Raw genomic sequence first — 24,313 nt, 5'->3', positions numbered from 1 at the left:
TTAGCGAATGGCTTTAGGAAGTTGTTAAGCTTTGCCGCGCCGCAGCCCCACCGCATATCAAAGCGCCTGACAGGGCGGGTTCAATCCCTTGCCGGATTGCCGAAACCGCAAGCCCCTCGCCCCAAGGTGAGTCTAACCCGCAACACCATCGCAACAGCTGACGCGATCTTGCCACCAAAGCTAGAGCCGCATGCGGTAGAGGTCTATGCTGCACCCAAGCAGTCAACGATAAGAAAGAGTGTATGATGATGGTTCATAGCCCCAAAACCCTGGCGACCCTTGCCCTGATCCTTGCCGCCTCGACGGCGCAGGCTGAAATCACCGGCGGGCAGGTCAAGCTGTCGCAATCTGGATTTACCGATGATTTCTCGGTCGCCAAGACCAATATCAGCGGCTCGCTCGAACTTGGCTTTGGCGAGCGTTTTGGCATGCAGATGGATCTGGGCGTCAACCTGCTGAATTTCGCCGACGAGACCGCGATCAACTACGTGACCCACGGAACCTACAAATTGTCCGACAGCACGGCCTTGGGCGCGTTCATCGGTATGGATTCGGTGAACGGCGGCAGCACCAGCATCTACGGGATTGAAGCCGCGCAAAACTTTGGCACCGGCGGCGTGCAGGGCTATGTGGCGCATGCGCAGGATGGCAATGGCAACGGCAATGCACTGGGCGTCAGCGGCGGCATGGTGATGGGCAATGGCGTCGGGATCGGCGCGTCCTTGGACCACGGCTCGTTCGATGGCACATCGCTGACCCGCTACGGATTGCGCGGTTCGTTCGGCTTGGGCGAAAGCTCTAAAATGTATGCGGAACTGGGTGCGTTGAACACGGATGTTGGCTCGGAAACCTATGCCAAGATCGGCGCCAGCTATAACTTTGGCAGCAATTCCGGCCTGATGTTCGGCGACCGCAGCCTGTTCAACTTGCTGCCCGGTTCCTGAATCCTATCCAAGTTTGCGGCCAAGACCCGCAGGGGCGAGGCCGCCGAAGCGGGACGCAAAATAAGGCTCTGCACAGCAAAGCGCCTGACATTTCAAATGTCAGGCGCTTTTGTTTGACGCGGGTAAGTGGCGGCGAAGTCTGCGGTTCAGCGGACTTTCAGCGTCGCGAGGCCAATCATCGCAAGGATCAGGCTGATGATCCAGAACCGGATCACGATTTGCGGCTCGGCCCAGCCTTTTTTCTCAAAATGGTGGTGGATCGGGGCCATCAGGAACACGCGCTTGCCGGTTTTCTTGAAGTAAAGCACCTGAATGATCACCGACAGCGCCTCGACCACGAACAGGCCGCCGACGATGGCAAGCACGATTTCATGCTTGGTGCAGACGGCGATTGCGCCCAAGGCCCCGCCCAAGGCAAGGCTACCGGTATCGCCCATGAACACCGCAGCCGGCGGGGCGTTATACCACAGAAAGCCCAGACCAGCACCAAACAGCGCTGCGGCGAACACCAAAAGCTCGCCGGTCTGCGGCACGAAATGCACGCCCAGATATTCCGAAAAGTTGAAGTTGCCGACAACATAGGAAATCACCCCCAGAGTCGCCCCGGCGATCATCACCGGCATGATGGCAAGCCCGTCCAGCCCGTCGGTCAGATTGACCGCATTGGCGGCACCGACAATCACGATCATGCCAAACGGGATGAAAAACACCCCAAGGTTCAGCAGGACGTTTTTCAGAAGTGGCAGCGCCAGTTGGTTGGTAAGCTCGGGCGGGTGAAAGCTGGACGCCGCATAGGCGGCCATGGCCGCGATGGCCAGCCCCGCCAGCATCCGCACCCGTCCCGACACGCCCTTGGTGTTCTGTTTGGTGACTTTGGCGTAATCGTCGGCAAAGCCGATCAGCCCGAAGGCCAGCGTCACCAGCATGACAATCCAGATATAGGGCGTGTCCAGTCGCGCCCACATCAGGGTAGAGACCATCAGCGCAGACAGGATCAGCAAGCCGCCCATCGTCGGAGTGCCCGCCTTGATGAAATGGCTTTGTGGGCCATCGTCGCGGATCGGCTGGCCCTTGCCCTGTTTGCGGCGCAACAAGTCAATCAGGGGTCGCCCGAAGATAAAGCCGAAGATCAGCGCTGTGGCGAAGGCGCAGCCCGCGCGGAAGGTGATGTAGCGAAACAGGTTGAAAAAATCGCCGCCGTCGGAAAACTCGGTGAGCCAGTATAGCATTACGCTTCTCCTTGTGGCGCTTTGGCCGCTGCCTGCCCCAATTTGCGCAGGGCGTCAACGATCAGACTGACTTTTATGCCCTTGGAGCCCTTGACCAGCAGAATATCCCCCGCGTCAATCAGGCTGCGCGGGCGGTGGGCAAGATCGCGGGCATCGGCCACCCATTCGCCACGCTGGCCACGCGGCAGTTTTTTCCACAGCGATTTCATCCGCGGCCCGACGCAATGGATCAGGTCGATTTTATGCAGGCCGGGATGGTCGGCCACGGCCTCGTGCAATGCGATCTCGGTCGGGCCGAGTTCCAGCATATCACCCAGAATGGCGATGCGGCGGCCTTTGCCGACACGGCCAACCCCGTCTTGCGGCGTGGCTGCAATCAGCACCTCCAAGGCCGCGGCGAGCGAGGTCGGGTTGGCGTTGAACGCATCGTCGATCAGATCAAAGCTGGTTTCCTCGACAATATCCAGAACGATATGTTCGCGGGTGCCCCGGCCTGCGGGGGGTTGCCAGCGGCCCAGATCGCTTGCGGCGATCATCGGATCAAGCTGCAGCGCATCGGCGACGGCCAAAGCGCCCAGACCGTTGGCGGCGAAATGGCGACCGGGGGTCAGCACCTTGAACAAAGCGGGCGTGCCTTGACGGCTGGCTTGCACGATGGTGGCGGCATCACAGAGCTTCACTTGCGTCAGCCGGTAGTCGGCATCGTCCGACGCACCAAAGCTCACGGCTTTGGCGTGGGCAGCTACGGCTGCGGCGCGCAGGATCGGGGTGATGCTTTGATCTGACGGGAAGATGGCGGTGCCGCCCGCGCGCAGACCTTGAAAGATCGCGGCTTTCTCGTGGGCGATTGCAGCGAGATCGGCAAAAGCCTCCAGATGCGCCGGCGCGACAATGGTGATCAGCGCCACGTCCAGATCGGCAAGGCGGGCGAGTGGGGCGATCTCGCCGGGGTGGTTCATGCCAATTTCAATCACTGCGAAATCGGCGTCTGTGGGCATCCGCGCCAGCGTCAGCGGCACGCCCCAGTGGTTGTTATAGCTGGCCTCGGCGGCATGGGTGCGGCCCTGCCCGCCCAAAATCTGGCGCAGCATTTCCTTGGTCGAGGTTTTGCCGACCGATCCGGTGACGCCGACCACTTTGGCGCGGGTGCGCGCACGCGCGAACGTGCCAAGGTTTTCCAGCGCTTGCAGCACGTCATCCACGATCAGCAAAGGGGCATCCGGGCTGACGCCCTCGGGGATATGGCTGACAAGGGCAGCGGCGGCACCTTTGGCCAAGGCTGCGGCGACAAAATCATGGCCATCGCGCACATCTTTCAGCGCCACGAACAGATCGCCGGGTTGGATGGTCCGGGTGTCGATCGAGACGCCATTGGCCGCCCATGCGCGGGCGGAGAGGCCCTTGGTGGCGGTTACGGCATCGGTTGAAGTCCACAGCGTCATAACAATCCATCCAATGCGGCCACGGCGATGCTGGCCTGCTCTACATCGTCAAACGGGTAAATATTGCCCATGATCACTTGGCCGCTTTCATGCCCCTTGCCCGCCACCAACAGCGCGTCGCCGGGTTGCAGGGCATCGACGGCCAGCAAGATCGCCTCGGCGCGGTCGCCAACTTCATTGGCCTCGGGGCAAGCGGCCATGATCGCCGCCCGGATCAGGGCGGGGTCTTCGGAACGGGGGTTGTCGTCGGTGACGTAAAGCACATCGGCATTGGCCTGCGCAGCCGCCCCCATCAGCGGGCGTTTTGTGGTATCGCGGTCGCCGCCTGCGCCGAACACCACGATCACCCGGCCCATCACATGCGGGCGCAGGGCGCGCAGGGCAGTTTGCAGGGCATCCGGCGTATGGGCGTAATCGACGAACACCGAGGCGCCATTCAGCCGGGTGCCCGCCAGTTGCATCCGCCCGCGCACGCCCGTCAGTTGCGGCAGCACTGCAAACACGTCGCGCGCGGATTCGCCTGCGCCGATCACCAGACCCGCCGCCAATGCGACGTTTTCGGCCTGAAATCCGCCGATCAGATTAAGCCGCACCTGATAGGGCGTGCCTTTCCAAGCGTAGCGCACATCCTGACCGCCCGCGTCAAAGCGCTGGCCAAGGATGCGCAGATCGCAGCCCTCGCCCTGCCCGACCGAGATCAGGCCTTGGCCGCGCGCCACGGCGATAAGGGCTATGTCATGGCCCTTTGGGTCATTCATGTTGACGACGGCAACACCATCGGGCGGCAGCACGCGGTCAAACAAGGCGGCTTTGGCGGCAAAGTAAGCCTCGAATGTGTGGTGATAATCCAGATGATCTTGGGTGAAATTGGTGAAACCCGCCGCTTTCAACCGCACGCCGTCCATGCGGCGTTGATCAAGCCCGTGGCTGGACGCCTCCATCGCGGCATGGCTGACGCCTTCGGCCGCGGCCTGTGACAGCATCCGGTGCAAAGTGATCGGATCGGGCGTGGTATGGGCCGAAGGCGCGGACCATGCGCCCTCTACCCCGGTGGTGCCGATGTTGATGGCGGGATAGCCCAAAGCCGTCCAGATCTGACGCGCAAAGGTCGCAACAGAAGTTTTACCATTGGTGCCTGTCACCGCCACCATCACGGCAGGTTGCGCGCCAAACCACAAAGCGGATGCCCCCGCCAAAGCCTCGCGCGGGTCTTGAGCAACAATCAGGGCGGCATCCGATGCAGCCAAGGCATCAGCGGCCATAGCCGCCCCTGCGGCATCGGTCAGGATCGCAGCAGCGCCGCGTTCCAACGCCCCGGCTATAAAGCTTGCGCCATGCGCCGCACTGCCCGGCATGGCCGCGAACAAAAAGCCGGGGGCCACCGCGCGGCTGTCCTGCGTGATGCCTGAGAGCGTTGGATTGCGGCCATCGCGGGCGGTCAGGCCCAAATCTGCCAATGTCTTTGCCCGATCTGCCGCCCGATCCGTCATCGCCTATCCCCCAAGCTTAGTTCTTGACGGCTACTAGCCCATCCAAGCTGGCGGCTTCAACCTGTGGCCGCATCCCCAGCAAGGGGGCGGCACGGCGGATGATCTCGGCTGCAACCGGAACAGCCGTCCAGCCTGCGGTGCGGCGCGGCTTCGGACCGGTGGTCTCGACGGGTTCGTCAAGCGTCACCACCAACACATACTGCGGATCATTGGCGGGAAAGACGCTGGCAAAAGTGTTCACCACTTTGCCGTTGTAATAGCCGCCGCCGGGCTTGGCCTTGTCAGCCGTGCCAGTCTTGCCCGCCACCGCATAGCCCGGCACATCGCCCAAGCTGGCGGTGCCTTCTGTGACCACACGGCGCATCATCGCGACCGACATCAAGGCCACGCGCTTGGACAAAACGCGCTCGCCCTGCATCGGCTCGGTGCGCTTCAGCAAGGTCGGCGTGACCTTGATGCCGCCATTGGCAATCGTGGCATAGGCTGCGGCCAAGTTCAGCGGGCTGCCCGCAACGCCGTGACCATAAGCTGCCGTAATCGTGACGATTTCAGGCCACCGCGCCGGGCGCAGAGGTTTGGCACCCTTGGCCTCGACCAGCTCAACCGGCGATGGATCGAACAAGCCGAGTGCCTTCAGGAACGCCTGCTGCCGCTCGCCGCCGATCATCATGGCGATATGAGCGGTGCCGACATTCGAGGATTTGGCAATGACATCGGCCACCGACAGCATCGGGCCATAATTGTGGTTTTCAAACTCTTTGATGGTGAATTTGCCGTAGCGCATCGGCGCATTGGCATCCACCAAAGTCTCGGGTGTCAGCAGGCCCAGTTCAATCGACTGCGCTGCGGCAAAGATCTTGAAGGTCGAGCCAAGCTCGTAAATCCCCTGCACCGCACGGTTGAACAAGGGGCTGTCAGACGGATCGCCCTTGGTTGGGTTGGCGGGGCGGTCGTTGGGATCAAAGGTCGGGCCCGCGGCCAAAGCCACGATTTCACCGGTGTTGACGTTCATCAGCACGGCCGCGCCGCCCTTGGCGTTCATCATGGTGATGCCAGAGCCCAGCACATCCTCGACCGCCGCTTGCACGGTGATATCCAGCGAGGTCACAAGTGGCGTGCCCGCCTGAGCCGGATCACGCAGCCGCGCATCGGCGAATTTCTCTAGCCCTGCGGTGCCGATCACCTCGGCGCTGTGCACGCCCTCGGCCCCAAAGGACGACCCACCCAGCACATGCGCGGCCAAAGTGCCGTTGGGGTAAAGCCGCATCTCGCGCGGGCCGAACAGCAGGCCGGGGTCGCCGATTTCGTGGACTTGCTGCATCTGCTCGGGGCTGAGCACTTTGCGCACCCAGAGAAAGCTGCGACCATCGGTAAAGCGGCGCAGCAGGGTTTTCTCGTCCAGATCGGGGAAAATCCGCGCCAGCTCTTGGGCGACATGCTTGGCGTCGATCAGATCGCGGGTCTGCACATACAGCGCATGGGTCAGCATGTTGGTGGCCAGAATCCGGCCATTGCGATCAACAATATCGGCGCGGCCCGCATCAATGTCGGTGCCAGCGGATGCGGTGCGCGGCTCTACCGGTTCCGAGGCCGCAATCGTGCCCATCCGTGCGCCGATCAGGGTGAACACGCCGAAAAAGAACAGCGCCAGAAACACCAGCCGCACCTGAGCGCTACCACGCGATTTATCGCGCATCACTTCATGGCGCAGACGCAGATTTTCGCGCTCGATTGAATCGGGGTTTTCGCCCTTTTGACGGGCGTTCAGAATCCGGGCCAGCGGGCGCAGCGGGGTGCGGGTCATGGCGTCTGCTCCGCATCAGCTGACGTATCAAGCACACCCGAGACCATTTCCGTGCCATCCAGCGGCAGATTGGTGACCAAAGGCGCGGGCGGAAACGCCACCGCGTTGACCGCGCCAAACTGCGACGGCTCCATCGGCAACAGGCCCAGACGATCAAAGTTCAGCGTACCCAGATCGCGCAGACGGTCGGGGCGGTTGAGGTAAGCCCATTCGGCGCGCTCAATCGACAGGCTTTCGCGCAAGCCCGCGATTTCATTCTGCAAATCCGTCACATCGCGCAAAGCGGCCTGGGTCGCGTAATTCTCGCGATAGGCCCAGAAACCCAATGCCATCACGGCAAGAAACGACAGAACGTAAAGCACGGGGCGCATGGCTTAGCGGTGTCCTTTTTTGGGGTTGGATTTTGGCAGATCGGGGGCGTTCAGGCTTGCGCCTTCCACGTCTTTGGCAGGCGCTGCGGTGCGACGGGCGACCCGCAACTTGGCCGAGCGCGCGCGCGGGTTTTCTTCCAGTTCAACATCATCCGGGCCGACGGCCTTGCGGGTTACCAGTTCAAACCGCGCGGTGGTGTTTTCCTTGACCGGGGCATAGCGGTTGGAATTGGGCTCTTCGCCCGCCGCTTGTTGGAAAAACCGCTTCACAACCCGGTCTTCCAGCGAATGAAAGGTCACAACCGCCAGCAAGCCGCCGGGTTTCAGCGCGCGTTCCGCCGCCAGAAGCCCCTGCACCAACTGGCTGAATTCTTCGTTCACCGCGATGCGCAGGGCTTGGAAAGACCGCGTGGCGGGATGGCTTTGCCCCGGCTTCGGGCGCGGCAGGCATTTGGCAACGATTTCGGCCAGCCGCAGCGTTGTGGTGATCGGCTCGGCCCGCTGTTCCACAATCGCATGGGCAATGCGGCGCGAGGCGCGTTCTTCGCCGAAATGATACAGAATGTCGGCCAAGCGCTGTTCAGACGCGGTGTTGACGATATCGGCGGCGGATTCGCCAGATTGGCTCATCCGCATATCCAAGGGGCCGTCTTTCTGGAACGAAAAGCCGCGCTCTGCCTGATCAATCTGCATCGACGACACGCCAAGATCCAGCACAACGCCGTCCAGCAGCGCGCCCGCATGCACGTCCATGTCCGAGAAATTGCCCGCCACCAGCCGCAGACGATCGCCATATTGACCCGCCCAAGCAGACGCCATCTGCAAGGCCAATGGGTCACGATCCACGCCGATCACGCACTCCGCCCCGGCGTGCAACAGACCTTGAGTATAGCCCCCTGCCCCGAACGTGCCATCCAGCCACAGCCCCCGCACAGGGGCGACGGCTGCCAGCAACGGGCGCAACAACACCGGGATATGGGCAGAGCGGCCGATGTTCTGGTCGCGGACCTCTTCCATCTCAGCCCGCCCGCGCGGCCCGGCCCACAAGGGCCAAGGGATCTACGCCGTCATCGTCATCATCATTGAACTCGGCATCGTAAACTTCGCGGCGATACAGCTTGAAGCGGTTGGTATAGCCCGCGAACACGGCCTCTCCGGCATCATCTGCGCCAAATCCCATCTTGGCGCGCACCTTCAACGGCAGCACGACGCGGCCATCGGGTTCGACTTCGACCATGACAGAACGCGAGATCAAATCGCGCTCGGCGCGGTCACGCTCGGGGGAACCAAGTTCCATCGCTTCAATCTTGTCGGCCAGAATATCCGCGCCGACTTTCGAATAGCACTCGACGAAATTGCGGTTCTTGCCACCGTACACCATGTAAACGCGGGGGCGGCTGCCGTTTTCGGACGGATCATCGGCTTCCAGAATACGGCGGAAGGCTGCTGGGATGGATACCCGCGCCTTGCTGTCTATCTTCTGATAGACCTCGCCTCTGAACGCCTCACTCGCCATTGGCCTTTCGGCTCCTTTTGGGGTTTTTGGCCCCGGAAATAGAAAAGGCGGATCGAGCTGCTGCCACTGCTCGATCCGCCCACTGTCCCATCGCTGGGCGTCCTGCTGCGCAAACCACCTGGGGGAGATGTCTGCTCGCTTGCGCGCCGGATCTGTCAAAGTCGGTAAGGCGGGGTGCCTGTATGAGCCTGTCTTTTTTCGCCTTGTTCGGGGTCTTCAGCCGCCCCTGCTTTTTTTGTCCCGCCGTTCCGTCTTCGTGAGAACAGGGATGCCATGGGATTTCATGGGAAGCAACGGAAATTTTTGGGAAACGACAGGGAATATGTTGTTTCTGCGGCAGGTCGAAAACAGCATCTAGTGGTGCATGTCGCTAAATTTAGGCGGTAACGGCCCAATCACGGGGCTGTGAGCACTAGATATAGGGGGGCAAAAAAATTTCCAGCACCGCCCATGATTTCCCAGAAATTTTCATGCCCCGGTCGAGTCTGTGATCATTTTGCACAAAACGACACCAAATCCCGCGCCAACCCTTGGGCATAAACCCAAAAAACCGGGGTTTCCCCCGGCTTTCCCATGATTTCCCAAGCAAAGTGATTCGGACGGACTGCATGGTTTCAGGCGGAACCGGCATGCAGGCCGGTCGGGAGAGCAGACCGAAACCGGAAAACTCTGCGGGGCAGAGTTTTCCGGTTTGTTGTTCATAAAGCCGAAGGCCGTTGAGCAAGCGGCAGGCAGGTGCTGCCCAACTTGGCGCGGGCCAAATCAGGCAAGAAAAGATCGCATGTTAGATCACAAGCAACGCCCGACCCGCCGCTTACGCCACGCCACCCGCGATAAGCCTTTGCGCCAGTCGCGCGTAGGCCTCGGCATGCGGGCCATCCCCCACCGCAATCGGCGTGCCAGCGTCGCCCGCCAACCGCACATCTATAGACAGCGGCAATTCCCCCAAGAACGGCAGGTCCAACCGCCGCGCCTCTGCCGCCACGCCACCGTGGCCGAACAGATGTTCCTCGTGGCCGCAATTCGGGCAGATATAAGTGGACATGTTCTCGATCAGCCCCAGCACCGGGGTTTTCAGCTTGGCGAACATATCCAGCGCCTTGCGGGCATCCAAAAGCGCCACATCCTGCGGCGTGGACACCACAATTGCCCCGGTCAGATGCGTGCGCTGGCACAGGGTCAGTTGAATATCCCCCGTCCCCGGCGGCAGGTCGATGATCAGCACATCCAACTCGCCCCAAGCCACCTGCCCCAGCAACTGCTGCAACGCGCCCATCAGCATCGGGCCGCGCCAGATCACTGCCTCGTCTTCCTTCAGCATCAGGCCGATCGACATCATGGTGACGCCATGCGCATGCAACGGTTCGATGATCTTGCCATCAGGGGATGCCGGGCGCTTGTTCACCCCCATCATCCGCGGCTGGCTGGGGCCATATATATCAGCGTCCAGCAGCCCGACTCGCCTTCCCTGCTTGGCCAAAGCCACCGCGAGGTTCGAGCTGACGGTGGATTTGCCGACCCCGCCCTTGCCCGAGCCAATCGCAATGATCCGGTCCACCCCGGCAATCCGCGCAGGCCCACCCTGATGCGGCGTCGGGTGCTGGCCGATTTTCACCGGCCCCAGATTCGGGGGGGCCGCGGTGGCAGCTTTCGGCGCAGGACCATGCGCCGTCATCACCGCCTGCACATCTGTCACGCCGGGCAAAGCCTTGACCGCCATCTCAGCCGCCACCTGCGCAGGCGCCAGATCGCGCGCCTCGGCAGGTGTGGGCGCTTCGATCACGAATCGCACCGTGCCGCCATCCACCATCACCGCCCGCACCAGATCGCGGGACACCAGCGTGCCCCCCGGCACCTGCACCCGCGCCAGCACCGCCAACACGTCATCGCGCGATACAGCCATTTTGTTTCCTTCGCCCCATTACTATCCGCCAAGCATCGGCCCGAATCTGCCGCGCACTACATTTGTTCTGCCCACGCGCCGCAATTCGGTATGATTCTTCTGCGCAACCCATCTGCTGCGCAGTCTTCATGCTGCACGGTGTTTAAGCTTACGCTCCGCAAAGTTGTGCGCTTTGTCGGAAAGGGCAAGCCCCCGTTTCAAATCCGGTTTACCAATCGCTCAAATATTCAGCGAAGCGCCTGTTAAGTATGAATATTTTGCGACACTAAGCCATGCGATTTCTGCATGGCAGCAATGAGCACTCGGCCATTGTGCAGTTGCAGCAATTGCCCCATGTTATCCCTAACAGCGGAACAGATGAGGTGAGGCATCCGGCCAAACCAACCCGCTCGCAGAAAAAGAAGTGAGGCTATCATGGCATATGTAAATTCGACCCGCACCGTTTCGGCAACCGCATCCGACCGTTTCTCGGGCATCTTCGCCTCGATCTCGGCCATGCTGGCACGCCGTCGGGTCTATGACCGCACCATCCGCGAACTGCGCCAGTTGACTGATCGTGAGCTTTCCGATCTGGGCATTGCGCGCTCGCTGATCACCGAAATCGCTCGTGAGGCAGCTTACGGCAAGTAATCCTTGAACCGGCCGCTACCTCCTCCCAGCGGCTAGGTTTCACGGCGCGGCGGCGCGCTCCTCCTCCCTTGCGCCGTCGCCTTTTTATTCTCTTCGATGAGCCTTTCCTCCCTTAGGCTCTCGGACACGCAGCGATCTGTTCTCCTCCCTCAGATCGTTGCACCCTATTCGCGCGGCCCACCTCCTCCCGGGCCAAGTGATCAGGCGGTGATCCAACCTCCTCCCTGGATCGCCGCCACCCTATTCGAGCGGCCAACCTCCTCCCTGGCCGAGCGATCAGGCGGTGATCCAACCTCCTCCCTGGATCACCGCCACCCTATTCGAGCGGCCAACCTCCTCCCTGGCCGAGCGATCAGGCAGCGGCCCTTACCTCCTCCCAAGGGTCGCTGCCGCTTCTATCCACCGGCCTACCTCCTCCCGGGCCGGAGATGACGGCAGCTGCGCCCACCTCCTCCCGGGCACAGCACCAAGAGTTCGAGCGGCCAACCTCCTCCCTGGCCTGTGTGATTTGCGGCACCCCTCTCCTCCTCCCTAGGGGTGCCGCACCTCCTTCATCCAAGCCCAAGATTTCAAGGCCGCGCCAGCGCAAGTGCCGCTTTGGGCTGCGATAATCCCCGCCCCCCCAGCTTTCGTGATCACAGCCGCTGACGGCTTGCATCCCCCACCGACAGGCCCGATAGTCCGCGCCAGCGCGGTTGATCAGGCGGACAGATGCGGATTTCAATGATTTCAGCGGCATTGGTCGCATCCCTTGTGGGATATGGCTCGACCATGGCCCTTGTGCTGTCCGCGGCAGCGGCGCTGGGGGCGACACCGCTACAAACCGCAAGTTGGGTGTTTGCCATCGGCATCGCAAAGGCGGTCGGATCAGCCTATCTCAGCACCCGGTACCGCGTGCCTATCGTTCTGGCATGGTCCACACCGGGGGCGGCGCTTTTGGCGGCCACCACTGGCGTCACCTTGCCCGAAGCGGTCGCGGCCTTCCTGTTGGCAGGCGCCTTGATCGCGCTGACCGGCGCGTTTCGCCCGCTGGGCCGGCTGGTCGCGCAGATCCCGGACGGCATCGCTGCGGCCATGCTTGCGGGCGTGTTGCTGCCGTTTTGCCTGAAAGCCAGCCTTGCTGCGCAGGCGCTGCCGCTGCTGGTGCTGCCAATGATTGCGGTTTTCCTGCTGGTGCGGTTGAAAAACCCCGCCGTTGCCGTGCTTGCCGCACTGGGAACCGGGCTGGCGCTGGCCTTCCTGACCAAAGCCGCACATCTGCCGCCGCTGTCATTGCCGCTGCCAACGCTGACCTTCATTGCGCCAGAACTGCGGCTGGATGTGCTGCTGGGCATCGGCGTGCCGCTGTATCTGGTGACGATGGCCTCGCAAAACCTGCCCGGTTTCGCCACCCTGCGCGCGCATGGATTTGAGCCCCCCATCGCCCCTTCCCTGATCACAACCGGCGGCATCTCGGCAGTGGCGGCGCTGTTTGGCGCGCATACCGTCAATATGGCCGCGATCACCGCTGCGATCTGCCTGTCCGATGACACCCACCCCGATCGCAACCAGCGCTGGAAAGTCGGGGTGATCTATGGCGGGTTTTGGGTGGTGCTGGCATTGCTTGGCCCGGTGATCCTGCCGATTCTGGCAAGCCTGCCGCCTGCCTTGATGATGGCGCTGGTGGCGCTGGCCTTGCTCGCCCCACTGATGGGCGCGCTGAGTGCTGCGTTTTCGCCACCAGAAACCCGCTTTGCCGCAACGGTGACGGTGGCGTTCACCGCATCCGGCGTCGCTGCCTTTGGCATTGGCGCTGCGTTCTGGGGCCTGCTGACGGGACTGCTGGTCTACGCGCTAGAGCATTTGAAAACGCGCGCCTGACGCCGCCGCCAAGCCGAAATGCGCAAGAATCCCGCCTGATCAGAACGGCACGTCATCGACCTGATGCGCAGGCACCACCCAGCGCGCCACGATCATCTTTGCCCCGGCATGGTCAAATTCGATCTGCAGCTTGTCGCCTTCGATATCAATGATCTCGCCATAGCCAAACTTGGTGTGAAACACCCGGTCGCCGGTGACATAAGACGAGACCGCCTGCGCATCAATCGTCACATTGCGGGCCTCTCGCGGCTGGGCGATGGGCCGCTGCGCAGAACGATCCTGCATCCGCTTCCAACCCGGCGAGTTATACACATCCGCCTTCACCGCGCGATCTTCCAGCGCCGCGCCATACTGCGGGGCAGCAGCCCCAAACCCGCCGCCATAAAGCCCCGGCGGCGTCAGCACTTCGACGTGCTTTTCGGGCAATTCGTCAATGAAACGGCTGGGAAGCTGGCTTTGCCACTGACCATAGACCCGGCGGTTTGAGGCAAAGGAAATCGTGCACAACTCTTCCGCCCGCGTGATGCCGACATAGGCCAGACGGCGTTCTTCTTCGAGTCCCTTCTTGCCAGACTCGTCCATCGAACGCTGGCTGGGAAACAGACCGTCTTCCCATCCCGGCAAGAAAACCACCGGAAATTCCAAGCCCTTGGCCGCATGCAGCGTCATGATCGACACCTTTTCGGCGGCCTCTTCGTTGTCATTCTCCATGATCAGGCTGACGTGTTCCAGAAAGCCTTGCAGGCTGTCGAACTGCTCCAACGCCTTGACCAATTCCTTCAGGTTTTCCAGCCGCCCCGGCGCTTCTGGCGTCTTGTCGTTCTGCCACATCGAGACATAACCGGATTCCTCCAGAATAATCTCGGCCAGCCGCACATGGCTCAGATCATGCGCAGGCGGCGTATCGGGCAACATCGGCTCGATCAGCGCATCCTCAGGCGGGGTCACGCGCGCGCCCATCAGGCTGGCATGCCAGCGGTCCACCCCCTCGACAAAGCCGCGCAACTGCCCGGCCCCCTTGCCGCCAATGCCGCCCCGCGCCAGCAGACTGCGCGCGCCATCGAGCAGCGGCAAGCCCTGCCCGCGCGCCTCGCGTTGAATTTCCTGCTGCGCCTTGTCGCCAAGCCCGCGCTTTGGCAGATTAACCACCCGCTCAAACGCCAGATCATCCTCGGGGGACACCGCCAGCCGGAAATAGGCCATCGCATCGCGGATTTCCTGCCGTTCATAGAACCGAGGCCCGCCAATCACCCGATACGGCAGCCCGATGGTCAGAAACCGATCTTCAAACGCCCGCATCTGGTGGCTTGCGCGCACCAGAATAGCCATACCGTTCAAAGACTTGGCTTCAATGCCGCGCCGCCCACGCTGCGCGGCCTCAATTTCCTCACCAATCCAGCGCGCCTCTTCCTCGCCATCCCAATGGCCGATCAGCCGCACCTTTTCGCCCTGCTCGCCCGCGGTCCACAAGGTTTTGCCCAAGCGGCCCGCATTGGCGGCAATGATCCCCGACGCCGCCGCCAGAATATGCGCGGTCGAGCGGTAGTTTTGTTCCAGCCGCACCACTTTGGCACCCGGAAAATCCGCCTCAAACCGCAGGATGTTGCCGACCTCGGCCCCACGCCAGCCGTAAATCGACTGGTCATCATCGCCGACGCAGCAGATGTTGCGATGACCCTGCGCCAGCAGCCGCAGCCACAGATATTGTGCGACGTTGGTATCTTGATATTCGTCGACCAGAATGTAGCGGAACCAGCGCTGATATTGCTCCAGCACATCGGGATGGGTCTGAAAAATCACCACGCAATGCAGCAACAGATCGCCGAAATCAGTGGCATTCAGGGTTTTCAGGCGGTTCTGATACTGCTCATACAGTTCCGTGCCCCGGTTGTTATAGGCCGAGGCTTCTGACGACGGCACCCGGTCCGGCGTCATCGCGCGGTTCTTCCAACTGTCGATCATACTGGCCAACATCCGCGCGGGCCAACGCTTTTCATCAATATTCGCCGCTGAAATCAACTGCTTCAGCAGCCGCAACTGATCATCGGTGTCCAGAATGGTGAAATTAGACTTCAGCCCCACCAGTTCCGCATGCCGCCGCAAAATCTTCACCGAGATTGAGTGAAAAGTGCCCATCCACCTCAGCGGCTCTTGCACACTAAACGGCGTCACGGCCAGACGAGTTTTCATCTCAAGCGCGGCTTTATTAGTGAATGTCACCGCTAAAATTTGATCTGCGCGAGCGCTGTGCGTTTCTATCAGATGCGCAACCCGCGCCATCAGAGCTTTGGTCTTACCCGTTCCAGCCCCAGCCAACATCAACACAGGACCATCCAAAGCTTCAACCGCCTCACGCTGAGCGGGGTTAAGCCCGTCCATGTAAAGCGCAGGCCCAGATGGGCCGCGAGCCAAGGCGCGCTGCGAAAGCGGCACCGCCGCTGCGAAAGCATCTTCGTCATCCGTCCAATTCATCACACCAGCCTAAACGTGTTCTCGGTCAAGATAAAGCAGTGTTCCTGCATTGTTCGCTGGAAACTTTACGCAATTTGCGGCCGTGATTCCAACCTCTGCCCGCCGCGATTTTCAGCGCCTTGCCCAATCGCTAGGCCAAAGCCGGCCAAATCGACCACACGATTCATAAACCGCCCAAGAATCAGGCAAATAAACGCCGCATCTGCGATGCTTGGATGTTAGCGTCCGTCATATCGCAAATCTGTCATATCACGGCGTTTCCGCCCCTTGCGCTGCACCGCAGCACGGCTAGTGTCAGTCTCGATCACGCCCCCTCTCCCGTTTTCCCGGAGCCGCTTATGACCGAATTCAAGAAAATCCTGATCGCCAACCGTGGCGAAATCGCGATCCGTGTGATGCGGGCGGCCAATGAGATGGGCAAGAAGACCGTCGCCGTCTATGCCGAGGAAGATAAGCTGTCGTTGCACCGCTTCAAGGCCGATGAGGCCTATTTGATCGGCGAGGGCCTGTCGCCGGTTGGCGCCTATCTGTCGATCCCCGAGATCATCCGGGTGGCGCGGGCTTGTGGCGCCGATGCGATCCACCCCGGCTATGGTTTGCTGTCGGAAAACCCCGATTTCGTCGATGCTTGCGATCAGGCGGGCATCACCTTTATCGGCCCGAAAGCCGATACGATGCGGGCTTTGGGCGATAAGGCCAGCGCGCGGCGCGTGGCGATGGAGGCAGGCGTTCCGGTCATTCCGGCCACCGAAGTTCTGGGCGATGATTTCGACGCCATCAAGAAAGAGGCCGCTGCGGTTGGCTATCCCTTGATGCTGAAAGCCTCTTGGGGCGGCGGCGGTCGCGGCATGCGCCCGATCCTTGGCCCAGATGAACTGGTCGATAAAGTCCGCGAAGGCCGCCGCGAGGCCGAGGCCGCTTTCGGCAATGGCGAAGGCTATCTGGAGAAAATGATCATCCGCGCCCGCCACGTCGAGGTGCAGATCCTTGGCGACAAGCACGGTGCGATTTACCACCTGTATGAGCGCGATTGCACCGTCCAGCGCCGCAACCAAAAGGTGGTCGAGCGCGCCCCCGCCCCTTACCTCACCGACGCCCAGCGCGCCGAGGTCTGCGAATTGGGCCGCAAGATCTGCGCCCATGTTGGCTATGAATGTGCAGGCACCGTCGAATTCCTGATGGATATGGACAACCAGCAGTTCTACTTCATCGAGGTTAACCCTCGGGTGCAGGTCGAACACACCGTCACCGAACAGGTGACAGGCATAGACATCGTCCAAGCGCAAATCCTGATTGCCGAGGGCAAAACTCTGGCCGAAGCCACTGGCAAGCCCGCGCAATCTGACATCCACCTGACCGGCCACGCGCTGCAGTGCCGCGTGACGACGGAAGACCCGCAGAACAATTTCATACCCGACTATGGCCGCCTGACCGCCTACCGCTCTGCCACCGGCAACGGCATCCGTCTGGATGGCGGCACGGCTTACGCGGGCGGCGTGATCACCCGGTATTACGACTCGCTGCTGGTGAAAGTCACCGCCACCGCCCAAACCCCGAAAGCCGCCATCGCGCGGATGGACCGCGCCCTGCGCGAATTCCGTATTCGTGGCGTGTCGACCAATATCGAATTCGTCATCAACCTGCTGAAGCATCCGACCTTCCTGGATGACACCTACACCACCAAATTCATCGACACGACGCCCGACCTGTTCCAGTTCAAAAAGCGCCGTGACCGCGCCACCAAGATCCTGACCTATATTGCCGACATCACCGTCAACGGGCATCCCGAAACCGCAGGCCGCCCGAAACCCCATGCCGAAGCCCGCACCCCGCGCGCGCCAAAAGCCCACGCAGAACCCGCGATGGGCACCCGCAATCTGCTGGAACAACACGGCCCCCAAGCCGTCGCCGACTGGATGGGCAAGCAAAAGAAACTGCTGCTGACCGACACCACCATGCGCGACGGCCACCAATCGCTGCTGGCGACCCGGATGCGTTCCATTGATATGATCAAAGTCGCACCCGCCTATGCCGCCAACCTGCCGCAACTGTTCTCGGTGGAATGTTGGGGGGGGGCTACCTTCGACGTGGCCTACCGCTTCTTGCAGGAATGCCCATGGCAGCGCCTGCGCGATCTGCGCGCTTTGATGCCCAACGTCATGACCCAAATGCTGCTCCGCGCCTCTAACGGCGTCGGCTATACCAACTATCCCGATAACGTCGTGCAAGCCTTTGTGAAACAGGCCGCCCTGACCGGCGTTGACGTGTTCCGGGTGTTCGACTCACTCAACTGGGTCGAAAACATGCGCGTCGCGATGGATGCGGTGATTGAGGCGAACAAGGTCTGCGAAGGCACCGTCTGCTATACCGGCGATATGCTCGACCCCGATCGTGCGAAATATGATCTGAAATACTACGTCGATACCGCCAAGCAGTTGAAAGCCGCAGGCGCGCATGTGCTGGGGCTCAAGGATATGGCGGGCCTGTTGAAACCCGCCGCCGCCAAGCAACTGATCAAGACGCTGAAACAAGAGGTCGGCCTGCCGATCCACTTCCACACCCATGATACCAGCGGTGCTGCAGCGGCGACGATCCTTGCCGCCGCAGATGCAGGCGTCGATTGCGTCGATGCGGCGATGGATGCGTTTTCGGGCGGCACCTCGCAGCCCTGCTTGGGCTCGATTGTCGAAGCTTTGCGCCACACCGACCGCGACACCGGCCTTGATATGGCCGCGATCCGCTCAATCTCGAACTATTGGGAAGCGGTGCGCGGCCAATATGCGGCGTTTGAATCCGGCATCCCTGCCCCGGCTTCCGAGGTCTATCTGCACGAGATGCCCGGCGGCCAATTCACCAACCTGAAAGCGCAGGCGCGGTCTTTGGGGCTGGAAGAACGCTGGCACGAGGTCGCGCAAACCTATGCCGATGTGAACCAGATGTTCGGCGATATTGTCAAAGTCACGCCGTCGTCCAAGGTCGTCGGTGACATGGCGTTGATGATGGTGGCGCAGGGGCTGACCCGCGCGCAGGTCGAAGACCCGAAGGTCGATGTGGCCTTCCCGGACTCGGTCGTCGATATGCTGAAGGGCAACCTTGGCCAACCGCATGGTGGCTGGCCGGAAGCGATCAGCAAAAAGGTGCTGAAAGGCGAAACTGCCTCGACCGCACGTCCCGGCGAAAGTCTGCCCCCCGTGGATCTTGAGGCGACCCGCGCGAAACTGTCCGAAGAACTCGGCGGCTTCAAGATTGATGACGAGGATCTGAACGGGTACCTGATGTATCCAAAAGTGTTCCTCGATTACATGGGCCGCCACAAGGCTTACGGCCCGGTGCGCACCTTGCCGACGCGGACGTTCTTTTACGGCATGGCCCCGGGTGAGGAAATCTCAGCCGAGATTGACGCCGGTAAAAAGCTGGAAATCCGGCTGCAAGCAGTGGCCGAAACCACCGACGACGGCGATGTGAAAGTGTTCTTTGAACTCAACGGTCAGCCCCGCGTCATCCGGGTGCCAAACCGCGCGATCAAGGCCAAAACTGCCGCCAAACCCAAAGCGGTTGAGGGCAATGCGGGCCATATCGGCGCACCGATGCCCGGCTCGATTGCGTCGGTGGGTGTGGTTGTTGGCCAAAAGGTCAGCGCCGGGGATCTGTTGCTGACGATCGAGGCGATGAAGATGGAAACCGGCATCCACGCCGACCGCGCCGCCGTGGTCAAGGCGCTGCATGTGCAGCCGGGCAGCCAGATTGATGCCAAGGATCTGCTGGTCGAGTTGGAGTGAACCAGACCGATTTTTGAGAAAAATCGTGGCCCGGATGATAAACCTCGCGCTGTCTGGCGCGGGGTTTTTTCATGTATCTGCACGGTCCTTTTTGGCTATCTTTGCGAAAATCCACTATATGTTGTGGAAAATAGCCAGAAAATCAGCGAAAAACACAAGTCTGTCCCCGCTGGGACAGATTTTGCCGCGCTGTTTCAGCCGCGCGCGGCTTAGATTTTCTTCACAAACTCGGTCAGGATCACAATGCGCTGATCCTCAACCCGGCCTTCAATCTGGCCCGGATTATCGGCGACCAAGGAAATCCGCCGCACCGCTGTGCCACGCTTGGCGGTGAAATTCGCGCCCTTCACCACCAGATCCTTGATCAGCATGACGGAATCGCCCTGCGCCAGCACAACCCCATTGCTGTCGCGGTGCTCGACCACGCCCGCAACCTCGGTCCAGCCTTGCACCTCATCCGACAGCATCATGCCGTCGCGCACCTCGGCGGCCCAAGGTTGATCCAACTGTCCAAGTTTCCGCCAGACCGCCAGCTGCACCGCAGGTTCGGCAGACCAAGCGGCCCCCTCAAGACAACGCCAGTGCGCCGCATCGGCGGGCACCTCCTCGCGGCAGGTCGGGCAAAGCGCGATCTCGCCCGCAGGCGGCACATCAACCGCCGCCAGATCAGATGTCGCGCCACAAAATTCACACGCATTGCCCGCGCGGGCCAGAAGATCGGAAAGTGCCATGGGATATCCTTTGATTGCCTCTGCCCTATGCCCTGACGGCCGCGAAGACCAGCCTAAAGCACCCGCAGGCTTTCCCCCAGCCAAGGCCATTCCGCCTGCGCCGGGGCCACGATCTGCGCCGCAATCAACCCGCGCAACCGGCCAGCAATCTGGCGCGGCATCTCGCGCAACACGCCTTCGCGCGCCGACAGCGACAGCGTGCGCTGCAACGGTTCAAACGGCAGCGGCGCCACATCAATCGCGCCATGAAACCGCGCGGCATGATGCAACGCCAGCGGCGTCAGGATCGTCCACCCCTGCCCGCCCGCGACCATCGCCAAAATCGCGTGATAGCTGTCCAACTCGAACCGATGCGCCAGCCGCAGGTTTTGCCGCGCCAGATGGCCCGCTATTTGCCGCCCCATCACATGCCGCGCGGTGTATTGGATCAGCGGCAAATCGGTGTGGCTGCGGCCCTTGGGGGTGATGGCGAGGAAGGGTTCGGCCAGCAGCGGATGCACCTCCCGCCAGCCCTGATCGGCGGTGTCGGAATCGAGATCGGCGGCGACGACGATATCCAGCGAGCGGCTTTCAAGCTGGTCCAGCAGGCGGTGGCTGGCCCCGGTTTCAAGAAGGAATCGGCAGCCTTTGAGTTCCCCCGCCAAGGCTGACAGCAGGCTTGGCGTCACCTCGGCATCGAAATCTTCGATCATCCCCAGCCGCAGCGTGGTCAGGCCCGAAAGATCCGCCACGGCCAGATCAGCCCGCGCCTCGGCCTCGGCGTTCAGAATGGTTTGGGCATGGCGGCGAAACATCGCACCCGCAGGGGTCAGCCGCATCGGGCGGGCAGAGCGATCCAGCAGAACGGCGGCGAGGGCGGTTTCCAGCCCGGTCAACTGCTGACTGATCGCCGAGGGACTGACGCCCAGACGCTTTGCAGCCGCAGAAATCGCGCCCTCTTCGGCGACGGCAAGGAAAACCTCGATCCCCCAAAGCGTGACGCGACCTTGTTGTTCTGCCATCTAAAGTCTGGGCATTTACAGCTTCGACAGCTTCTTCTGAAGCTCGGCGAATTGCTTTTTGATCTCGGCCAGCTCCTCAGCCGGGTCCTGCGCCGCGTCTTCCTTGGCGGGCCCCGAAGCCCCCCAGCCCGGCACGCCGCCCATCATGGTTTTCATGAACGCTTCCTGTTGCTTTTTCATCAAATCAAACCCCGGCATCGACGTCAGCGGGTTTGGAATTGCGTTCATGTTTTCAATGACTTTTGTGGGACCATCGCGCAACATCTCAAAGCTGGCTGCCAGAAATTGCGGCACCACGGATTGGATATTGGAAGTATAGCTGCGCACAAGATCGGTCAGCACATTGGTGGGCAGCACAGTGTCGCCCTTGGATTCGTGTTCAGCCACAATCTGCAACAGATATTGCCGGGTCAGATCATCGCCCGATTTCAGATCAACAATCTGCACTTCGCGACCCGCGCGGATAAAACCTGCGATATCTTCCAATGTGACGTAATCAGAGGTCTCGGTGTTATAGAGACGGCGGCTCGCATAGCGCTTGATCAGCAGCGGCTTTGCAGGTTCGGCCATAGTTCTCTCCCCAAGATATTGCAGTGCAGAGAAAGTCTAGGCCAGCGCAGAATAAAAAGAAAGGGCGGGCTCAATGGCCCGCCCGATACTCATTACCTGCGCATCCCAAATCAGGGAGGAGATCAGAATGCGCGATCCTTGCGGATTACTTCGCAGCAGTTGCCGCGGTGGCTTTTTTGGTTGCAGCCGACACTTCGTCGGTGGCTTTTTTCACAACAGCCGAAGCTTCAGCCGAAACGTCTTTGCCAGCAGCCAGCATCAGCTCGACGGTTTCCATTTGGACTTTTTTCGCCACTTCCGCGAAAGCAGCCAGATTTTCCGAAGCCAGTTCAGCAGCAGCCGAAGCGAAATCGGTCACGGCCTTGGAGTAATCCGCAGGCTCTGACTTGGCTTTAGCAGCGCCCGACAGCTTGGAGATGGTCTCTTTTGCCCATTTGGACGAGATTTCGGTCGATTTTTCAGCAGCTTCCAAAGCCACTTTCGACAGTTTCTCGCCGAATGCGGCTTGGGTCTTGAATGCGTTCTGGAACGCCGAAGCGTCAACCGGGAACTTAGCCATCATGTCTTGCATGACTTTGGTGAAATCGTTGGCATTGGTCATTTTCATGCTCCTACTGGTTACACGGGGCAGCCCCGCTTTCCGATGAGCCAGATATAAATGCTGCAGTGCAGCATTGCAAGTGAATTTTCTGCAACGCAGCAATGACAGCGCCGCGAGGGCTTGCAGCTTAACCCTGTGAAAAGCTTCGCAGTCTCAACCTTTTGGAGAGTTTGGCTGCGCTGTCACATAACTGCCCGGCGCAGCGCATAGCACCGGATGGCCCGAATCACCCGGCACGCGCGCGTCAATCTGGTCGCCCGATTGCGCTGCAAGCCATGCCCCCCAGCGCGGCCACCAGCTGCCCTGATTGAACGTCGCGCTGGCCATCCAGGCATCTGGGTCTCCTGCCACCGGACCTGCGTTGGTGTAATGGCCGTATTTGCCCTTGGACGGTGGGTTGATGATGCCTGCGATATGGCCGGACTGTGAGACGATGAAGGTTTTATCGGCGGCCCCCATTTGCTGAAAGCCGTTAAAGCTGCCGCGCCAATGCGCGATATGGTCGGTCTCACATGCGATGGCGCAGACTGGGATCTGCACATCTTTCAGGCTGACATTATGGCCAAAGACTTTGTAAGCGCCATTGGCAAGGCCGTTGTCCTGGCAAAGCCCGCGCAGATATTCCATGGCCATCTTGCAGGGCAAATTGGTGCCATCGCCGTTCCAATACAAAAGGTCGAACGCCGGAGGTGCCTCGCCCAGCATGTAGCTTTTGATCGCGGGGCCATAGATCAGATCGTTGGAGCGCAGATAGCTGAAGGTGCGGCTCATGAAGGTTTTTGACAGGATGCCGTCGGCGTTGCTTTGACGCTCGATGCCGTCAAGGAAGTCATTGTCGAGGAACACCCCGACCTCGCCGGGATCAGAAAAGTCGGTGAGCATGGTGAAGAAGGTCGCCGATTTCACCGAAGTATCCCCGGCGCGGTGCAGATGCGACAGGGTCAGCGACAGCGTGGTGCCGGCGATGCAATAGCCGACCGCGTTGATTTGGGCTTCGCCTGTGATGCGGCGGACTTCGGCCATTGCGGTCAGATAGCCCTCGCGGATGTAATCATCCATGCCGATATCTGCATAAGAAGCGTCCGGGTTGACCCAAGAGACCACAAAAAGGGTAAAGCCTTGATCGACGATCCATTTAATCAGGCTGTTCTGCGGTTTCAGATCCATCACATAGAATTTGTTGATCCATGGCGGAAAGATCAGCAGCGGCGTTTGATAGACGGTTGCGGTGGTGGGGGCGTATTGGATCAGCTCTAGCATGCGGTTGCGGAACACCACAGAGCCCGGAGTGGTGGCGATGTTTTCGCCCAAAACGAAAGCCTCACGGTCGGCCAAGGTCACGGCCAATTCGCCGTTGTTGGCCTCTATATCTGCCACCAGATTTTCAAGGCCACGCACGAGGCTTTCGCCATCGGTCGCCACGGCCTTTTCCAGCGCATCGGGATTGGTGCCCAGAAAATTGGTCGGTGACAGCATATCGACGATTTGCTTGGTGAAATATTCGACCCGCTTTTTATCGCCGGGGTCGATCGAGTCCATCACGCCAATCGCATCCTGCACGGCTTCGGCGTTAAAGAGGTATTGCTGCTTGATGTAATTGAACGCGGGATGCGTGTCCCACAAGGGATTGGCAAAGCGGCGGTCTTTGGGGCCGGTGTCGGCGGGGGCGCGCAATTCGCCCGAGGCCAACGCGGTTTGCGCCTCGACATAATGCTTCATCGTGCGGCCCCAATAGGCGATCTGCTGCTCCAGCACTTTGCCGGGGTTTTGCATCATCGCGGCAAGGTAAGCGGCGGCGGCTTTCATGTAGATTTCCTGCCCCGGCGCCTGCACACCGGGGTCGGTGGCACGTTTGTTCGCCAAAGCCGCCATCAAACGCGTCGACAATGCTTCTATCTTGGCAAGATTGGCTGTCATCTTCTCCAATTTTGCACCGGCAGCATTGTCTTCAGTTGTCATGTTAATCTTTC

18 protein-coding genes are annotated in these 24,313 nt (G+C 60.8%); 4 read left to right on the top strand and 14 right to left on the bottom strand.

The window, feature by feature from the left end:
- Positions 1 to 245 precede the first annotated feature (245 nt).
- On the top strand, positions 246 to 944 hold the full coding sequence (locus QQJ98_RS09670; protein ID WP_284325128.1) for a hypothetical protein: 699 nt from the start codon (positions 246 to 248) through the stop codon (positions 942 to 944).
- A 146-nt stretch (positions 945 to 1,090) separates the two neighbouring features.
- Here the strand turns inward: QQJ98_RS09670 and mraY are convergent, their stop codons facing one another.
- The 8 genes from mraY to QQJ98_RS09630 all read right to left on the bottom strand — a co-directional run bounded on the left by mraY (position 1,091) and on the right by QQJ98_RS09630 (position 10,699).
- Positions 1,091 to 2,173 (bottom strand): phospho-N-acetylmuramoyl-pentapeptide-transferase, encoded by a 1,083-nt coding sequence (gene mraY / locus QQJ98_RS09665; protein ID WP_284325127.1) that lies wholly within the window; start codon positions 2,171 to 2,173, stop codon positions 1,091 to 1,093.
- A complete protein-coding gene (locus tag QQJ98_RS09660; RefSeq protein WP_284325126.1) occupies positions 2,173 to 3,615 on the bottom strand; it encodes a UDP-N-acetylmuramoyl-tripeptide--D-alanyl-D-alanine ligase in 1,443 nt (480 codons plus the stop codon). The genes mraY and QQJ98_RS09660 overlap by 1 nt, the downstream gene beginning before the upstream one ends.
- Complete coding sequence (locus tag QQJ98_RS09655) at positions 3,612 to 5,105, bottom strand: UDP-N-acetylmuramoyl-L-alanyl-D-glutamate--2,6-diaminopimelate ligase (RefSeq protein WP_284325125.1); 1,494 nt, start codon at positions 5,103 to 5,105, stop codon at positions 3,612 to 3,614. Before QQJ98_RS09655 ends, QQJ98_RS09660 begins: the two co-directional genes overlap by 4 nt.
- 16 nt (positions 5,106 to 5,121) lie before the next feature.
- Positions 5,122 to 6,909, bottom strand: a complete 1,788-nt coding sequence (locus tag QQJ98_RS09650) for a peptidoglycan D,D-transpeptidase FtsI family protein (RefSeq protein ID WP_284325124.1) — start codon at positions 6,907 to 6,909, stop codon at positions 5,122 to 5,124.
- Positions 6,906 to 7,280, bottom strand: a complete 375-nt coding sequence (gene ftsL, locus QQJ98_RS09645; RefSeq protein WP_284325123.1) for a cell division protein FtsL — start codon at positions 7,278 to 7,280, stop codon at positions 6,906 to 6,908. Before ftsL ends, QQJ98_RS09650 begins: the two co-directional genes overlap by 4 nt.
- Before the next feature lie 3 nt (positions 7,281 to 7,283).
- Positions 7,284 to 8,297: a 16S rRNA (cytosine(1402)-N(4))-methyltransferase RsmH gene (gene rsmH, locus QQJ98_RS09640; RefSeq protein WP_284325122.1), complete on the bottom strand. Its 1,014-nt coding sequence runs from the start codon at positions 8,295 to 8,297 to the stop codon at positions 7,284 to 7,286.
- Between the two features lies 1 nt (position 8,298).
- Positions 8,299 to 8,796 (bottom strand): division/cell wall cluster transcriptional repressor MraZ, encoded by a 498-nt coding sequence (locus QQJ98_RS09635; RefSeq protein ID WP_284325121.1) that lies wholly within the window; start codon positions 8,794 to 8,796, stop codon positions 8,299 to 8,301.
- Positions 8,797 to 9,610: 814 nt separating this feature from the next.
- Positions 9,611 to 10,699, bottom strand: a complete 1,089-nt coding sequence (locus tag QQJ98_RS09630; RefSeq protein WP_284325120.1) for an Mrp/NBP35 family ATP-binding protein — start codon at positions 10,697 to 10,699, stop codon at positions 9,611 to 9,613.
- A 414-nt stretch (positions 10,700 to 11,113) separates the two neighbouring features.
- Here QQJ98_RS09630 and QQJ98_RS09625 point away from each other — a divergent pair, with 414 nt between their 5' ends.
- Together QQJ98_RS09625 and QQJ98_RS09620 are read left to right on the top strand one after the other, a co-directional pair.
- Positions 11,114 to 11,329, top strand: coding sequence for a DUF1127 domain-containing protein (locus QQJ98_RS09625; protein ID WP_284325119.1), 216 nt, complete (start codon positions 11,114 to 11,116; stop codon positions 11,327 to 11,329).
- 711 nt (positions 11,330 to 12,040) lie between these two features.
- Positions 12,041 to 13,189: a benzoate/H(+) symporter BenE family transporter gene (locus tag QQJ98_RS09620; RefSeq protein ID WP_284325118.1), complete on the top strand. Its 1,149-nt coding sequence runs from the start codon at positions 12,041 to 12,043 to the stop codon at positions 13,187 to 13,189.
- 39 nt (positions 13,190 to 13,228) lie between these two features.
- On the opposite strand, the gene QQJ98_RS09615 is transcribed toward QQJ98_RS09620, so the two are convergent.
- Positions 13,229 to 15,661: an ATP-dependent helicase gene (locus tag QQJ98_RS09615; RefSeq protein ID WP_284325117.1), complete on the bottom strand. Its 2,433-nt coding sequence runs from the start codon at positions 15,659 to 15,661 to the stop codon at positions 13,229 to 13,231.
- A 338-nt stretch (positions 15,662 to 15,999) separates the two neighbouring features.
- Between QQJ98_RS09615 and QQJ98_RS09610 the strand changes: the two genes are divergently transcribed.
- Positions 16,000 to 19,440: a pyruvate carboxylase gene (locus QQJ98_RS09610; RefSeq protein ID WP_284325116.1), complete on the top strand. Its 3,441-nt coding sequence runs from the start codon at positions 16,000 to 16,002 to the stop codon at positions 19,438 to 19,440.
- 209 nt (positions 19,441 to 19,649) lie between these two features.
- Here QQJ98_RS09610 and QQJ98_RS09605 read toward each other — a convergent pair whose 3' ends face one another.
- The 5 genes from QQJ98_RS09605 to phaC form a co-directional block, all read right to left on the bottom strand.
- Complete coding sequence (locus QQJ98_RS09605; protein ID WP_284325115.1) at positions 19,650 to 20,171, bottom strand: PhnA domain-containing protein; 522 nt, start codon at positions 20,169 to 20,171, stop codon at positions 19,650 to 19,652.
- Between the two features lie 53 nt (positions 20,172 to 20,224).
- Positions 20,225 to 21,172 (bottom strand): LysR family transcriptional regulator, encoded by a 948-nt coding sequence (locus tag QQJ98_RS09600; RefSeq protein WP_284325114.1) that lies wholly within the window; start codon positions 21,170 to 21,172, stop codon positions 20,225 to 20,227.
- A gap of 15 nt (positions 21,173 to 21,187) precedes the next feature.
- Positions 21,188 to 21,742, bottom strand: coding sequence for a polyhydroxyalkanoate synthesis repressor PhaR (gene phaR / locus QQJ98_RS09595; protein ID WP_284325113.1), 555 nt, complete (start codon positions 21,740 to 21,742; stop codon positions 21,188 to 21,190).
- A 145-nt stretch (positions 21,743 to 21,887) separates the two neighbouring features.
- Positions 21,888 to 22,343, bottom strand: a complete 456-nt coding sequence (locus QQJ98_RS09590; protein WP_284325112.1) for a Phasin — start codon at positions 22,341 to 22,343, stop codon at positions 21,888 to 21,890.
- 153 nt (positions 22,344 to 22,496) lie between these two features.
- The gene (gene phaC / locus QQJ98_RS09585; RefSeq protein ID WP_284325111.1) at positions 22,497 to 24,302 is read right to left on the bottom strand and encodes a class I poly(R)-hydroxyalkanoic acid synthase; all 1,806 of its coding nucleotides are present in this window, start codon (positions 24,300 to 24,302) and stop codon (positions 22,497 to 22,499) included.
- Positions 24,303 to 24,313 lie beyond the last annotated feature (11 nt).

The sequence above is a fragment of the Cypionkella aquatica genome, from assembly GCF_030161095.1.
In the GTDB taxonomy this organism is placed as follows: domain Bacteria; phylum Pseudomonadota; class Alphaproteobacteria; order Rhodobacterales; family Rhodobacteraceae; genus Cypionkella; species Cypionkella aquatica.
Note: the sequence above shows the minus strand (reverse complement) of the source record. Positions and strands in the feature narration are given on the sequence as shown.

What these genes read in the sequence shown, in the direction of transcription:
- QQJ98_RS09625 (WP_284325119.1), top strand. Translation starts at nt 11,114, where the DNA reads ATGGCATATGTAAATTCGACCCGCACCGTTTCGGCAACCGCATCCGAC.
- ftsL (WP_284325123.1), bottom strand. Translation starts at nt 7,280, where the DNA reads ATGCGCCCCGTGCTTTACGTTCTGTCGTTTCTTGCCGTGATGGCATTG.
- QQJ98_RS09630 (WP_284325120.1), bottom strand. Translation starts at nt 10,699, where the DNA reads ATGGCTGTATCGCGCGATGACGTGTTGGCGGTGCTGGCGCGGGTGCAG.
- phaR (WP_284325113.1), bottom strand. Translation starts at nt 21,742, where the DNA reads ATGGCCGAACCTGCAAAGCCGCTGCTGATCAAGCGCTATGCGAGCCGC.
- mraY (WP_284325127.1), bottom strand. Translation starts at nt 2,173, where the DNA reads ATGCTATACTGGCTCACCGAGTTTTCCGACGGCGGCGATTTTTTCAAC.
- phaC (WP_284325111.1), bottom strand. Translation starts at nt 24,302, where the DNA reads ATGACAACTGAAGACAATGCTGCCGGTGCAAAATTGGAGAAGATGACA.
- QQJ98_RS09605 (WP_284325115.1), bottom strand. Translation starts at nt 20,171, where the DNA reads ATGGCACTTTCCGATCTTCTGGCCCGCGCGGGCAATGCGTGTGAATTT.
- QQJ98_RS09590 (WP_284325112.1), bottom strand. Translation starts at nt 22,343, where the DNA reads ATGACCAATGCCAACGATTTCACCAAAGTCATGCAAGACATGATGGCT.
- QQJ98_RS09620 (WP_284325118.1), top strand. Translation starts at nt 12,041, where the DNA reads ATGCGGATTTCAATGATTTCAGCGGCATTGGTCGCATCCCTTGTGGGA.
- QQJ98_RS09600 (WP_284325114.1), bottom strand. Translation starts at nt 21,172, where the DNA reads ATGGCAGAACAACAAGGTCGCGTCACGCTTTGGGGGATCGAGGTTTTC.
- QQJ98_RS09670 (WP_284325128.1), top strand. Translation starts at nt 246, where the DNA reads ATGATGGTTCATAGCCCCAAAACCCTGGCGACCCTTGCCCTGATCCTT.
- rsmH (WP_284325122.1), bottom strand. Translation starts at nt 8,297, where the DNA reads ATGGAAGAGGTCCGCGACCAGAACATCGGCCGCTCTGCCCATATCCCG.
- QQJ98_RS09610 (WP_284325116.1), top strand. Translation starts at nt 16,000, where the DNA reads ATGACCGAATTCAAGAAAATCCTGATCGCCAACCGTGGCGAAATCGCG.
- QQJ98_RS09655 (WP_284325125.1), bottom strand. Translation starts at nt 5,105, where the DNA reads ATGACGGATCGGGCGGCAGATCGGGCAAAGACATTGGCAGATTTGGGC.
- QQJ98_RS09615 (WP_284325117.1), bottom strand. Translation starts at nt 15,661, where the DNA reads ATGAATTGGACGGATGACGAAGATGCTTTCGCAGCGGCGGTGCCGCTT.
- QQJ98_RS09650 (WP_284325124.1), bottom strand. Translation starts at nt 6,909, where the DNA reads ATGACCCGCACCCCGCTGCGCCCGCTGGCCCGGATTCTGAACGCCCGT.
- QQJ98_RS09635 (WP_284325121.1), bottom strand. Translation starts at nt 8,796, where the DNA reads ATGGCGAGTGAGGCGTTCAGAGGCGAGGTCTATCAGAAGATAGACAGC.
- QQJ98_RS09660 (WP_284325126.1), bottom strand. Translation starts at nt 3,615, where the DNA reads ATGACGCTGTGGACTTCAACCGATGCCGTAACCGCCACCAAGGGCCTC.